The organism is Mesorhizobium sp. M0968, from assembly GCF_040319065.1.
Classification (GTDB): Bacteria; Pseudomonadota; Alphaproteobacteria; order Rhizobiales; family Rhizobiaceae; genus Mesorhizobium.
The window spans coordinates 426,836-440,023 of the sequence record NZ_JAMYNL010000003.1 but is presented as its reverse complement, the minus strand read 5'-3'; the positions used below and the strand labels follow the sequence as shown (position 1 = coordinate 440,023).

Below are 13,188 nucleotides of genomic sequence, written 5' to 3'. Positions count from 1 at the left end.
GGCCCATCCACCATGCAGACCTATGACTTCATCATCGTTGGCTCCGGTTCGGCCGGCTCGGTCCTGGCCGAAAGACTGTCGGCTTCCGGCCGCTTCTCGGTGCTGGTGCTCGAGGCCGGCGGCAGCGACCGTCGCTTCTACGTGCAGATGCCGCTCGGCTACGGCAAGACCTTCTTCGACCCGGCGGTCAACTGGAACTACAAGGCCGAGCCGGATCCCGGCCTCGCCGGCAATGCCGACCACTGGCCGCGCGGCAAGCTGCTCGGCGGCTCGAGCTCGATCAACGCCATGGTCTGGATCAGGGGCGCGCGCGAGGATTTCGACGCTTGGGCAGCGGCCGGCAATCCCGGCTGGGGCTTCGATGACCTGCTGCCCGCCTTCAAGGCGCTGGAGGATAACCAGGCCGGCGCCGACCAATGGCGCGGCGTCGGCGGGCCGCTGCATGTCACCGACTGCTCGACCTCCGTCCATCCGCTCACCAAGCGCTATCTCGCCGCCGCCAACCAGGCCGGCCTGCCGCTCAACCCGGATTTCAACGGCGCCTCGCAGGAAGGCGTCGGCATCTACCAGATCACCACCAGGAACGGCCGCCGCATGTCGGCGGCGCGCGCCTTCCTGCGCCCGGCGATGAAGCGCAAAAATGTCCGCGTCGAGATCAACGCCCTGGCGACAAAAATCCTGTTCGAGGGCAAACGCGCCGTCGGCATCGAATATCTCCAGAATGGCGCGACGAAAACCGCCCGCGCCGGCCGCGAGATCATCCTGTCGGGCGGCTCGGTCAATTCGCCCCAATTGCTACAGCTTTCCGGTGTCGGCCCGTCGGCGCTTCTTGGTGCGCTCGGCATTCCCGTCGTTCACGCCAACGAGAATGTCGGGGCAAACCTGCAGGACCATGTCGGCATCAACTACACGTTCAAGGGCAGGCTGCCGACGCTCAACCAGATCCTGCGCCCGTGGTGGGGCAAGCTGCTGGTCGGCATGCAATACGTGTTTTTGCGCTCAGGCCCGCTGTCGCTGTCGATGAACAATGCCGGCGGCTTCTTCCGCACCGATCCGGCCGCGGCGCGGCCCAACATGCAGCTCTACTTCCAGGCGTTTTCGACCGTCATTCCGAAGAGCGGCGAACGGCCGATCCTGACGCCCGATCCATGGCCGGGCTTTTCCATCGGGCTGTCCAATTGCCGTCCGTCGAGCCGCGGCGAAATCATGATCCGCTCCGCCAATCCGCGCGATTATCCCAAAATCGTCGCCAATGCCTTTTCGACCGAGGCGGATGTCGCTGAAATGCTGGCGGCGGTGAAATTCGTCCGGAAGATCGCCTCGATGCCGGCAATCGCCGAGATCATAGAGGAAGAGGTTTTGCCCGGTCCCTCGATCACCTCCGACGCGGATCTCACTCAGGATTTCAGGAAGCGCTCGGGCACCGTCTATCACCCGGTCTCGACCTGCCGCATGGGGCCGGACGCGGCGCACGCCGTCGTCGATCCGCGCCTCAAGGTACACGGCATCCAGGCGTTGCGTGTCATCGATGCCTCGATCTTTCCCGACAACATAACCGGCAACACCAACGCCGCCGCGATCATGACCGGATGGAAGGGCGCCGAACTGGTTCTGGAGGATCAGAAATGAAAATCACCGACGTCAAGACCTGGGTGGTCGGCAATCCGCCGCCCGGCATCGGCGGCAAGTATTTCATCTTCGTCAAGCTCACCACCGATGGCGGCGTCGTCGGCTATGGCGAGGCCTACAACGCCACCTTCTCGGCCCATGTCACGGCGAAAATGGTCGAGGACATGGCCGAGCGTTATCTGATCGGCCGCGACCCGCACGATATCGAGACCTTCTTCCGCCGCGCCTATTCATCCGGCTTCACCCAGAGGCCCGACGTGTCGGGCATGGGCTGTTTCTCGGCGCTGGAAATCGCCTGCTGGGACATTATCGGCAAGGAGGCCGGCAAGCCGGTCTACAAGCTGCTTGGCGGCCAGGTGCACGAAACGCTGCGTTCCTATACCTACCTCTACCCGCACAGCGGCAGCGTCCATTCGGAGGACGCCCGCGGCAAGAACGTCTACAACGACCCCGATCTGGCCGCCGCCTGCGCGCTCGAATATGTCGAGCAGGGTTTTAACGCGGTCAAGCTCGACCCAGCCGGCCCCTACACCGCCTTCGACGGCCACCAGCCGCGCCTCGTCGACATCGACCTCTCCGCCCGTATGGTCAAGGCGATCCGCGAGGCGGTCGGCACAAGAGCCGACATCCTGTTCGGTACGCACGGCCAGTTCACCGCATCGGGCGCGCTGCGCCTCGCCCGCGCCATCGAGCCCTATGATCCGCTGTGGTTCGAGGAGCCGGTGCCGCCCGACATGCCCGAGGTCATGGCGCAGGTCGCCCGCGCGACCTCGATCCCGATTGCCACCGGCGAGCGGCTAACAACCAAATTTGAGTTCGCCCGCGTCATCGAGAACCGTGCGGCGACCATTCTTCAGCCCGACCTTGGCCGCTCCGGCGGCATTCTCGAAACCAAAAAGATCGCCGCCATGGCCGAAGCCTACCACATCCAGGTCGCGCCGCACTGCTACTGCGGACCGATCGTCGGCGCCGCCAACATCCAGCTTGCGGTAACGCTGCCCAACTTCCTCATTCTGGAATCGCTGAAGCAGTGGAACGGCTTCCACGAAAAGCTGCTGAAGAAGAAAATCGAATGGCAGGACGGCAACGTCATCCCGTCGAAGGAGCCGGGCCTCGGCGTCGAGCTCGACGAAGCCGTCTGCGAGGCGCATCCCTGGACCGGCAAGGACCTGCATTTGCAGATGATGCAGACGCCGTTGATGCCGTGAGCGCGCGTCAGAGCTATGCCTTCGTCGGTCTTGGCCATCTCGGCGGCCAGCTCGCCGCCAACCTGATCCACAACGGCTTTGCCGTCACCGTCCATGCCAGCTCAGGCCTTGGAGAGCAGTTTGCTCATGCTCACGCGCTGCTCGACCTCATACCCGCACTTGCGGTAGAATCCGAGGCCCGCTGAGTTGGAAGCGACAACTTGGAGGTTGATCTTTACGCAGCCAAGGGCGGCGAGCCGTTTTTCGGCTTCGTGGATGAGGGCCTCGCCGATCCCCTTGTGGCGATGGGATTGCAGGACGGCGATCCGGGAAATCCAGCCCCGGTGGCCATCGTATCCAGCCATGATCGAACCGACGACCCGGCCAGATTCAAGCACAACCAAAAAGAGGTTCGGCTGATATCTCAGCTTCTCGGGGATCGAAATATGAGCCGCGTTCCAAGGGCTGTCATCGGGGAATGCGTCCCGCCAAAGCGTATCAACCCCGTCAAAATGACTGTCGGTGTATTCAATGGTCGAGAACATTCATGTCCGTTCCAACTGGCCCGACCGGGGTGTCTGACATCAGGCAGAATATCAGCAATTTCAAAGCGCTGAATGTATCTCCGGAATCAAAGCGGTAACGACCGGATTCAAAGTCTCAACACCTTGATTCAATATCTCAGCGTCAATGCGCCGGGCAGGATCTCGAAAGTCGCTGGTATGCGACCCGGCGATTCGCCGTCTACGTCGATCAGCGCGGCGTTCTTTTGCACATCGCCGAGCGGCTCGACAACCACTTTCTTGCCGCGCAGGATGGTGATCGCAGGATGGTTGCGGTGCCGCCCGCCATAGAGCAGGCGGATGTCCCAGATCAGCTTCAGCTTGCCGGCGGCGCGCAGGATGACGATGTCGAACTCGCCGTCGTTAAGCTCGGCGTCGGGCGCGATCATCATGCCGCCGCCGAAGAATTTGCCGTTGGCCACCGCCACCAATGCCATGCGCGCCTCAACCGGGGCACCGTCGTCAATGGTGATCGCAACCTCCTGGAACCGATAGCGGAGGAATTCCCAGACCGTGCGCCAGTAGAACAGTGCCTTGGCCGAAACCTTGCCCTTGCGCCTGTCGGCGTTGACGGCACGGTCGGTAGCGCCGGAAAGCCCGAGGCTGGCGATGTTGATGAAATGGCGGCTGGCCAGTGCGCCATGGTCGTCGACATAGCTGATGCAGCCGGCATCGACCTTGCGCGGCTTTGCCTCGGCAATCCGCTTCAGCGTCAGATCGACATTGTTCGACAGGCCGAGCCCGCGGGCAAAGTCGATGCCGGTGCCGCAAGGCAGCAGCCCGAGTTCGGCCGTCCGGCCGCTTTCCCGGAAAGCCTTCAGCAGCCCGTCGGCGACTTCGCTGGCGGTGCCGTCGCCGCCGGCCGCGATCACCAGCTCGAAGCCGATGGCGGCAAGGTCGAGCGCCAGCCGTTCGGCATCCCCCTCGGCCTGCGTTTCACGCAGCTCGAAATCACCGAAATGTCTTTTCAGCGAAGCCGCAACCTCGGGCCAATGCCGCTTGAGCCTGCCGCCGCCGGCGATCGGATTGAGAACCACCGCGACCTTCAAGCCTGCCTCCCCAAGGCCATCGAACACGCCTTCCAATCATTTGCCGGCATTGAAGCCCGCGCCGGCCTGCGGGGCAAGGGTCGATTACCCGACAATGCGGCTTCGGCATCGAGGCGGCAAATCCCGACCGGCGGCGGCAGAGATCGGAAAGTCGCTATTTTGGCAGGGTCAGTCCCCGATAATCCCGCTATCCACAGGCATGCGGCAGTTCCGCCAAACGCTTATCCGACGTACGTTAAAACCCATCTCAGGCGGCTACCGATCGCCACGCCGAAAGGCAAAGCGGAACGGCGGATTTCCTGAGGCCCGTACGGCCCTGAACGAGAACAGGCTTGCTTGTTGGAGGGATGGACGCCGAGACCTACGGGGCCGCGGAAAGCGTGCGAACGCCGACGGCGGACCGATGCTGCCATGAAGGACGGCAAAAACCTTCGATGGCGCGCTGGGCAAAGCTCGCAAGAGTGGAGACCGGCGTGGTCCGGAACGGACGCTGCCCTCGGGTGGCGACTGGCAGGACCGTCAAAATCAAGGCCGGCATGGCGCGACATCTTTCGGGAGTTGCTGCCGCGACCGTGTCCTGATCTGACAGGGAGGCGCTGGGAGAAATCCCGGCGCCGACTGTCTTTGTGGCCCCGCCTGACGATTTTGCCGGCGACGCTTCACGCTGCGCCAAAATCAGCTACTATCCATTTGTCGTCGGGGGCCGTTTAAAGGGGCTGACGGCAGGGGGACATTTCATGACGCTCATCCAGAAGCTTGCTGTTGCCTATGCTTTCCTGTTCTTCGGCGTTGTTGCCATCGGCTATGTGCCGGCTTTCAACGACGCCGGCGGCAATCTGTTCGGCCTGTTCTCGCTGCAATGGTACGACGATTTGCTGCACGCCTTCTCCGGCGTCTGGGCGCTGGCCGCCGCCTTCATCTCGCACCGCCAGGCGGTGTTCTATTTCAAGCTGTTCGGCTCGGTCTATCTGTTCGACGGCGTGCTCGGCCTGGTCACCGGTTCCGGCTGCCTCGATGGCGGCATCTTCATCAACGGCTTCCGCTCCCTGAACGACATCGAATTCCCGGCCCGCTTCTTCGCCAACCTGCCGCACATCGTCATCGGCGGCTTCGCCGTCTACGTCGGGTTCTGGCTGTCGAAACGTGTGTACGACCATTTCGCCACGGCCTGACCGGCCATGTTCCTGTTCCGCTGGCTAAAGCGCATTATCAAGGCGATCCTCTGGCTCGTCGTCATTGTCGTGTTGATCCCGATCGCCGGGCTGGCCTACGGCTTTCTCACGACGCCGTCGCTGGACACAACGCCATTGCCGGGCGTCGCCGAGGGTGCCCCGCCAAAGGCGCTGGCCGACAAGGTCCGTGCCGAGATCCCCGGCTACCAGCGGCCGGAGGAATCGACCTTTCTTACCTATCCGGAATGGGCCATCGTCTACGCCGCCCGCGAATATGCCGGCTTCGTCGACAAGAACCAGCCGAGCGGTTTTCCCTATCTCTCCTATATCGGCCGCTTCTGGCAGGACTATGCGATGGTCATCCGCGCCAGCTCCACCTACAAGTTCAACCTCGACAACCACCAGATGCTGGTGGTCATCGGCACCAGCCACACGATCGAGCACGCCATCCAGTGGGCCTATGAAAATACGATCGGCCGCGTCACCGAAGCGACAGCCGGCAAGCGCACCGCCGTCGACATCTACCAGGCCAAGGTGGCGGCCGATTATGCCGGTTTTCTCGACCAGGTGCCGTGGTACCAGTTTCCCTATGCCGAAAAGCGTGCCGGCCTGTTTGCCGTCCAGCCGGCAGCGGACGACAGCGCCGTCCGCACCAGCGAACGCAAGCTCGCCTTCGGCCTCGCCGACACGATCAAGCAGGGCTATGCCGATCTGATCAAGTCGGCGGTCGCCGCCACCACCGATCCCGCCTTGCTCGATATTCATGTCTGGGCCAAGGGTCCGGTCGGCGAGGTGACGCGCAACGAACCCGACACCTTGCTGGAGCGCGATCTCGGCGCCGACGGCGCGATCTTCGTCACCAGACGCTATCAGGTGTTCACCGACATGATCCCGCGCCTGATCGGCAAGGGCGTCTCCTTCGTCGAGATCGGCGGCAATGACGAGATCATGGTCACCATGCTTTCCAATGACGAGATCAATGTTCCCGAAGGTGCACGCACCTTGTTCAGCTACCCGCTTCCGGCGCAACCTTCGACGCGCCGCACCGGCCTGACCGTCGCCGTGCGCAAGCTGCACATCGTGCTGCCGGCGCTGATGACGGCGGGCGCCAGGCTCGAGCATGTCTACGATTACTGAGGCCTTTCGGTCACAGTCGGCCTCGGCAGGACGTTGCGTGATGCTCCGTCACGCTCATTCCACAATCGCGGCCAAATCCCGCCTTGTTCCGCAACGATTGATGATGCCGTAGACACGTTGTCTTGCGCACATGTGCCAGGCAACTCGGAGGGACACGACCGTGATCAAGACCGCCCTTGTCGCCATGACCATCGTCGGCTGCGATTGCGACGCCAGGCTTTGCGAATATATCGGCGAGACGCCCGCCAAATGGTCGACCATCGCCGAATGCGAAGCGGCGATGAAAAGCCAGATGCTGCACGAGCGCAATTTCGACTATCCGCTGGTCTCCGGCATCTGCCGGACACAGAACTCGTCTTCGTCATCGCAGCTCGCTGCGACCGCTTCCGAGCCTGAATTGACGACGGCCAGTACGGCCGCGACAGACCCGCTGCCACCGGAACTGAGCCATCGGCCCAGTGCTGCGGTCGGAACGCAGGCCGCGGCGACGGAAACGGAAGCCGTCCGGCCGGTCGCCTATGAAGCGGCGGTCGATGGCGGCCGCGCCGTGGTCTACCGCACGAAGGCCGGCTACGCCGTGGTCAAGACCGATCTCGGCCGCGCCGCATCGGCAACGATCGGCATCGCCAGGCGTTCGGCGAACTGGCTGGCGGCGAAGCTGCCTGACGGTTTGTAGCCGCCGCTTCAGGCCGTGCCGATCAGTGCCTTGACGGCGCGATAAAAAATCGACGAAAACAGCTCGCCCGGATCGTATTGCAGCTTCTTCGCCAGGAAGGACGGCAGTTCCGGATAGGAGGCAAGCAGCTCCTTGCCTGTGTAGTGGAGCTGGTAGGGCAGGAAAAAACGCCCGCCATGCTTGATCGTCACGTCGATCAGCGCCCTTGTCAGCGCCCGCATCCTGGCATTGCCGTCAGCGTTTGTCGGCTGATTGATGTAGAGCACCAGCGAATAGGCCGGCTCCGGCGCATAATTCAGCGCCACATCCTCCTTGTGGACGATGCGTACCGACGCGTTGAGCACCGGCAGGGTCTGGTTGCGCAGGATCTCGCGCGCTTCCGCGATGAACGGGTTATAGGCCGCCCGCGGGATGAAATACTCGTGCAGGATGTCGGTCTCATCGAGCAGATCGTTGAACAGATAGGGCACTGAATCGTGCATCGGATGGTTGCGCGTGACGAGGCAGGCCTCGCCCTCGCCCATTGCCGTCGTCCGCGCCACCGTGCAGCTCTCGAATTGCGGCTCCAGCGTCTTTTCGGTGAACCATTTCAGCTCCTGGAACAGGCTGCCCCATTTCGCCAGGTTAATGATCACCCGCTTGAGCCCGACCGAACCCGGTTCACCGATTGCCGGCTGGTCGGCCGGCGGCTGGTCGGCGACCTTGTCATAGCGGTAGACGATCATATCCTCGAGGAAATTGCCCGGCGCAGTCGACAGATGCCCATAAAACAGACCGATCGCCCTGTTTGGCGCCAGAACCTCGGCGAAGAACGTCGGGAAATGGTCCGATTTGATGATCTCGCGCGAGGTCCGGTAGACGGCGTTGTCGACGATGTCGAGTGTCGCCTCCAGCACCACGCCGAACAGGCCGTAGCCGCCGACGACGTGGCGGAACAGCTCGGTATTTTCGGCCGGTGAGCAGGGCGTCACCGAACCGTCCGCCAGCATCACCCGCATCGATCGGATCGAACCGGCGACCGAGCCGGCCTGGTGGTCCATGCCATGCGCGTTGACCGACAGCGATCCGCCGACCGAAAAGATGTCGGTCGACTGCATCGCCTTCACCGCGAAGCGCGGGTGCAAAAGGTTCTGGATGTCGTGCCAGCGCGCGCCCGGCTGCAAGGTCATCGTCTTTGCAGCCGGGTCGATACTGACCTTGTTGAATTTACGCATGTCGAGGACCAGCGCGTTGTCGTCGAAGGCGTGGCCGCCCATCGAATGGCGCACCGCCGCGACCGAGACCTTCAGGCCATTGGCGCGGGCAAAGGCCAGCGCGCTCGCGATGTGGTCTTCCTTGCTGACTTCGATAACGCCGTAGACCGGTGTCATCGACAGGCCGCTGGCATCGTTGATGTTGCCGCCCTTGGTCAGCCATGGCAGCGCCGGATCGTAGGCTGGCGGGCCCTCCAGCGGCTTCTGCGCCAGGTCGATTCCGTCAATGTCGGCGATGCGCCCGGAATTCTTCTGCCCCGACGGACCGCGCGCCAGCCGCGCCACGGTCGTGCCGCCCCAGAGCATCGCGCCGCCGACCACGGTCGTACCCAGCAGCAGCCGCCGCGACAGGCGAAACCCCTTGCGTTCTTCGACCATAGCCCCACCCCACTGCCCCAGGAATAGCGCCTGATGGAGACAAAAACCAGTTGCCAATCAGACGTTCGGCGAACGATGATCCGGTTTGTCTGGCGAAAATGTCGAAAGCAGTCGCATCATGAAGCTTGCAGCCCGTATCGCGCTTGCCCTGTTGCTTGCGTTTGCTCCGGCATCAGCCGACGCGCAGACTCCTGGTCAAGGCGACGACAAGGTCGTCAGCGTAGCTGGCGACGATCCGGAGATGGCGGCCGCTATCGAGCAGGCGCGTGCCAGCCTCGACGACTTCCTGGTATTGGCCGACGCACCGCCATCCGGAACGGCCGACTTCCAATTGAAAGTCGTGGTCAGGGACGGGGACGCCACTGAACATTTCTGGGTCTTTCCCTTCCACCGGACGGCGGCCGGATTTGCAGGAACCTTGGACAACGAGCCGCAGACCGTGCACAACGTCGTGGCAGGCCAGGAGATCGAATTCAGCCGGGACGATATTTCCGACTGGGGCTACATGAAGAACGGCCGCCGGGTGGGAAGTTTCACTGTCTGCGTTCTCTTCAAAAAAATGTCGAAGGAAGACGCCGACTATTATCGCCAGAACTATGGCTTCGATTGCTGACGGCTGAATTCTAGTTCAACCGGCTTCTACATCCTTCACGCCGATCTTGCGGACCAGTGCCGCGGTCGCCAGGATCGTGGCCATGTCGGCGATCATCGGCGCAACATGCTTGGCATAGTCGAGCGGCACAGAGATGTCCGGCAGTTCGAAGAAGTTCTTCGTCTGCGGAAGCAGCAGAAAGCCGTCGCTGCCGTTGAGCGCGACGCGTGCCGGTTCCTTCGGCCATGTTTCGCCAAGCCATTCGAGCGCCTGCGCCAGCCGGCCGGTCACCAGCGGCCGCGCCGCTTCGATGTTGTCGGTGTGGAACTCGTAGGCGGCGTCGAGTTCGGGTACGCCGCATGACAGTTGTTCCGTCTTGCTGCCGAACATGCCTCGGAAGAAACCTACCACCATATTGGCACGGCGCGCCGCCACCAAGATTCCCGGGAACGGCGCAATGGTGTCGAACGCGATAATGACGCCCTTGAACGCCTGAGATGTGGTCTTGCCGTTCCTCTCCAGCAGCGTCACCTCATAGAGCTCGAACGCAAAGCCTTCATACCGACCGGAGACGACGTCCTCGAAATACGAACGGTTGAACACGCCAATCGTCTCGCGCGGCAGCCGATCGAAGGAGTTCGGCGTTACGCCAGGCTGATAGCGCACGTCCTGGATGAAGCCGAAGACGATCGGCAGCAAACTGTTGCGGAACGTCTGCTGCAATTTGCGCGCCGGCCTGATCGCCTGGAGATAGAGCAGGATCGCCGCCAGGAACCCGCCGATATAGAGGAACACATGCGGGGTCGAGAACCACTGCTCGTTGGGGTCGGCAACCCCGTTGAAGAGCCAGGCCACCAGCGCCACGAAGACAACCACCGATCCGATGAAAAGTGGCACCCGCCAGTGCGTCCGGCGATAGGCCGAAGCCCTTTGCGCCTCGTAGGCCTCGATGTCCTTCCTGAGGCCGGCGATCACCGCTTCGCTCGGCATGAAATCCGCAGTTTCCATCACCCACCCGCCCCACAAGCCCGCCCGCGTTGGGCATGATAGCCGGTTTGGTGGACCGCGTCAGCGCAGCTGTCAGCGCCCGGCACCGAAGATCGCATCGAGGCGGGCCAGAACCCTTTGCCTGGATTTTCCCGCCAGCGTTTCAACCGGCATCAGCCGCTCGTGATCGCCGGCGCGCAGCCGCATGAAGGCATGCAGCCGGTAGGCGGCGATGGCCCCGCGCGTGCCGGGATCGTCGCTGATGTCGACGACGAGAATGGCGCCGATGCGGCCGGGCCATGGCTGGCGCGCGAAGGCGGTGCCGATGAAATCGCCGAGCCCATAGGCGACGAGCGTCTTGCCGATCCGCTCGATCGGCTGCACGACATGGGCATGATGCCCGGCGATCAGGCCGACGCCATGTTCGGCCAGAAGTCGCGCCATTGCCCGCGTCTTCGCACGTGGAAAATGCCGGAATTCCCAATCCCAATGCGGCACCGCGCAGAGGAGGTCGACACCCGAAGCGGCAGCGTGCGGCCATTGCGTCGGATCGGCTTGCATCGAGACTCGGCCCGCCAACTGAGCCTCGTCGGTATTGCGCCACAAGGTAAAGGCGGCAAGGCCTATGGTCAGCGAACCAACCGCAAACCGCTCGACCGGAGCCGCACTGCCGATCGTGCGGATGCCTAATTGCTCCAGCGCGGCGACGGTCTCGTCGAAGCCGGCAATACCCTGGTCGAGCACATGGTTGTTGGCCAGCGACAGCACCAGTTTTTCACGCGAAATGCCGGCGGCGGCCAGCGCCTCGGCAAGGAACCGCTCGCTCATCGCGTGGTGCGTGCCGAGCCTGGTGCCCCAAACAGCGCTCGGCCGCTCCACCACCGGGCTTTCGCAATTGCCGACCACCAGATCGGCCGAGGCAAGCAGTGCCGCAATCGCCGGATCGCAGTCTGGCGCGCGGCGATTGGCCACCGCCGAGATATCGCCGACGAAAGCCAGCCGCACCGTCCGCGCCGGCAGTGGTTCGAGCAGGGCTGCGGCCGCCGGAGCAAAGCCGCGCGCGTCGCCATTGAGCGAAGGCCGGAGAAAACGCGGCAGCCACGACAGTTTGTAGGAAAGCGGATAGTTCGACACGCGACGCCCAATCGTTTGCCTTGTGTAGACCGTCCGCCGGATTGATTGAAGCGTCGACTGTTGTGGGTGAACCGCAGGCCACAGGCGCAGCGAACCAAATGCGTGTATGATCCACTGCGGAGCGACAAAGGGGCGATCACGATGACGCGTTTTTCCAGGCTGGTGGCGTGCGCCATCATTCTTCTCCTGCCGCTGGCTTCACCCAGCGCCGCGGCTCCCGAAGCGGCGGCCCTGTTCGAGGCAAAAATCGTAGCCGAACGCGACAGCGCTCTTGCCGCTCTGGAAGCCGCCGCGCCAGGCGATCCGGCAGCCGCCTACGCCGCCGGCGCCGGCGAATTCTTCACCGCGCTGGAGATCCTGGCCGGCGGCCTGCACCGCCACGGTTTCGACAGCCCGCAATCCTTCATGCTGCCGCTGATGCGGCTGCCGGTGCCGGACAATGCCAATCCCGAGCCGCTGACCTACGAACAATTCCGCGCCATTCTCGTCGCCTTCCGCGACAGGCTGGAGAAATCCGCGGCCACGCTGGGTTCGGTACCCGCCGACGCGGACATCGGCATGGTCATCGACCTCACCCGCCTCGGCATCGACCTCAACGAGGACGGCACGATCGCGCCGGACGAAAGCGCCGCGGCGATCATGGCGTCTCTGTCACGCGGCGGCGGTGCGCCAGACGCGGCCGCACCCGCCCTCATCTTCCGCTTCGACCGCGCCGACGGCTATTGGCTGCAGGGCTATGCCGAGTTCCTGATGGCGCAGGCCGACTTCTGGCTGGCGCATGATTTCAGAAACACGTTCGACGGCTCCTTCCACATGCTGTTCCCGCGCGCAAAACTGCCGCTGCAGGATACGCTCGTGCCGCTGGACGGTGGCACGAATGGCGGCATCCTGACGTCCGAATGGCGACTAGCCGACTTTATCTCCCTGGTGCATCTCATTAACTGGCAAGTGGTCGAGCCTGAGCGCCGGCAAGCGGCACGCCGCCATCTCATGGAAATGATCCGGCTGTCGCGCGAGGATTGGAAAGGCATCCGCGCCGAAACCGACAATGACCGCGAATGGCTGCCGGGGCCGCAGCAGAAAGGCACCAGCCCGCTGACCGGTCTCGAAGTTGGTGAGCAGCAGGTACAGGCCTGGCTCGCCGCCCTTGATATGGCCGAGGATCTTCTGGAAGGCCGCACCTTGCTGCCGCATTTCCGCATCGCCGACAAAGGCATCAACATGAAGCGCTTCTTTGATGAGCCAAAAACCTTCGACCTGGTGCTGTCGATCACCGGCCCGGCCATCGCGCCCTATCTCGAGCGCGGCAAGACTCTCACCAGCGAGGAGTTCAACCAGATCCAGCGCCAGTTCGGCGGCGCCGGGTTTCTGACGTTCGCGCTTTGGTTTAATTGAGCGGCGCACTTCGACGTTGCTCCTGACAGCCTGCTG

12 protein-coding genes are annotated in these 13,188 nt (G+C 63.2%); 7 read left to right on the top strand and 5 right to left on the bottom strand.

Annotated features, from left to right (window positions below; translation table 11 throughout):
• Nucleotides 1-12: 12 nt before the first annotated feature.
• Nucleotides 13-1,629 (top strand): GMC family oxidoreductase, encoded by a 1,617-nt coding sequence (locus tag NKH67_RS07630; RefSeq protein WP_352469776.1) that lies wholly within the window; start codon nt 13-15, stop codon nt 1,627-1,629.
• A complete protein-coding gene (locus NKH67_RS07625; protein WP_352469775.1) occupies nt 1,626-2,837 on the top strand; it encodes a mandelate racemase/muconate lactonizing enzyme family protein in 1,212 nt (403 codons plus the stop codon). The genes NKH67_RS07630 and NKH67_RS07625 overlap by 4 nt, the downstream gene beginning before the upstream one ends.
• 101 nt (nt 2,838-2,938) lie before the next feature.
• Here NKH67_RS07625 and NKH67_RS07620 read toward each other — a convergent pair whose 3' ends face one another.
• Together NKH67_RS07620 and NKH67_RS07615 are read right to left on the bottom strand one after the other, a co-directional pair.
• A complete protein-coding gene (locus tag NKH67_RS07620) occupies nt 2,939-3,361 on the bottom strand; it encodes a GNAT family acetyltransferase (protein WP_352469774.1) in 423 nt (140 codons plus the stop codon).
• 128 nt (nt 3,362-3,489) lie between these two features.
• On the bottom strand, nt 3,490-4,428 hold the full coding sequence (locus tag NKH67_RS07615; RefSeq protein WP_352469773.1) for a diacylglycerol/lipid kinase family protein: 939 nt from the start codon (nt 4,426-4,428) through the stop codon (nt 3,490-3,492).
• A 737-nt stretch (nt 4,429-5,165) separates the two neighbouring features.
• Between NKH67_RS07615 and NKH67_RS07610 the strand changes: the two genes are divergently transcribed.
• From NKH67_RS07610 to NKH67_RS07600, 3 genes are all read left to right on the top strand, one after another.
• The gene (locus NKH67_RS07610) at nt 5,166-5,600 is read left to right on the top strand and encodes a DUF4383 domain-containing protein (protein ID WP_023719157.1); all 435 of its coding nucleotides are present in this window, start codon (nt 5,166-5,168) and stop codon (nt 5,598-5,600) included.
• Between the two features lie 6 nt (nt 5,601-5,606).
• On the top strand, nt 5,607-6,737 hold the full coding sequence (locus NKH67_RS07605) for a hypothetical protein (protein ID WP_353030463.1): 1,131 nt from the start codon (nt 5,607-5,609) through the stop codon (nt 6,735-6,737).
• Nucleotides 6,738-6,897: 160 nt separating this feature from the next.
• Nucleotides 6,898-7,413: a hypothetical protein gene (locus NKH67_RS07600; protein ID WP_352502228.1), complete on the top strand. Its 516-nt coding sequence runs from the start codon at nt 6,898-6,900 to the stop codon at nt 7,411-7,413.
• An 8-nt stretch (nt 7,414-7,421) separates the two neighbouring features.
• On the opposite strand, the gene NKH67_RS07595 is transcribed toward NKH67_RS07600, so the two are convergent.
• Entirely contained in the window at nt 7,422-9,044 is a 1,623-nt protein-coding gene (locus tag NKH67_RS07595; RefSeq protein ID WP_353030461.1) for an FAD-binding oxidoreductase, read from the bottom strand.
• 118 nt (nt 9,045-9,162) lie between these two features.
• Between NKH67_RS07595 and NKH67_RS07590 the strand changes: the two genes are divergently transcribed.
• Nucleotides 9,163-9,657 (top strand): YegJ family protein, encoded by a 495-nt coding sequence (locus tag NKH67_RS07590; protein WP_352469768.1) that lies wholly within the window; start codon nt 9,163-9,165, stop codon nt 9,655-9,657.
• A gap of 15 nt (nt 9,658-9,672) precedes the next feature.
• On the opposite strand, the gene NKH67_RS07585 is transcribed toward NKH67_RS07590, so the two are convergent.
• Nucleotides 9,673-10,644: a DUF3137 domain-containing protein gene (locus NKH67_RS07585; protein ID WP_352469767.1), complete on the bottom strand. Its 972-nt coding sequence runs from the start codon at nt 10,642-10,644 to the stop codon at nt 9,673-9,675.
• Between the two features lie 72 nt (nt 10,645-10,716).
• Nucleotides 10,717-11,757, bottom strand: coding sequence for a CapA family protein (locus NKH67_RS07580; protein ID WP_352469766.1), 1,041 nt, complete (start codon nt 11,755-11,757; stop codon nt 10,717-10,719).
• Nucleotides 11,758-11,898: 141 nt separating this feature from the next.
• Here NKH67_RS07580 and NKH67_RS07575 point away from each other — a divergent pair, with 141 nt between their 5' ends.
• A complete protein-coding gene (locus NKH67_RS07575; protein ID WP_352469765.1) occupies nt 11,899-13,152 on the top strand; it encodes a hypothetical protein in 1,254 nt (417 codons plus the stop codon).
• Nucleotides 13,153-13,188: the final 36 nt, after the last annotated feature.

Coding starts and splice junctions, on each gene's coding strand:
- NKH67_RS07630 (WP_352469776.1), top strand. CDS start 13: ATGCAGACCTATGACTTCATCATCGTTGGCTCCGGTTCGGCCGGCTCG.
- NKH67_RS07605 (WP_353030463.1), top strand. CDS start 5,607: ATGTTCCTGTTCCGCTGGCTAAAGCGCATTATCAAGGCGATCCTCTGG.
- NKH67_RS07595 (WP_353030461.1), bottom strand. CDS start 9,044: ATGGTCGAAGAACGCAAGGGGTTTCGCCTGTCGCGGCGGCTGCTGCTG.
- NKH67_RS07610 (WP_023719157.1), top strand. CDS start 5,166: ATGACGCTCATCCAGAAGCTTGCTGTTGCCTATGCTTTCCTGTTCTTC.
- NKH67_RS07625 (WP_352469775.1), top strand. CDS start 1,626: ATGAAAATCACCGACGTCAAGACCTGGGTGGTCGGCAATCCGCCGCCC.
- NKH67_RS07575 (WP_352469765.1), top strand. CDS start 11,899: ATGACGCGTTTTTCCAGGCTGGTGGCGTGCGCCATCATTCTTCTCCTG.
- NKH67_RS07585 (WP_352469767.1), bottom strand. CDS start 10,644: ATGGAAACTGCGGATTTCATGCCGAGCGAAGCGGTGATCGCCGGCCTC.
- NKH67_RS07620 (WP_352469774.1), bottom strand. CDS start 3,361: ATGTTCTCGACCATTGAATACACCGACAGTCATTTTGACGGGGTTGAT.
- NKH67_RS07590 (WP_352469768.1), top strand. CDS start 9,163: ATGAAGCTTGCAGCCCGTATCGCGCTTGCCCTGTTGCTTGCGTTTGCT.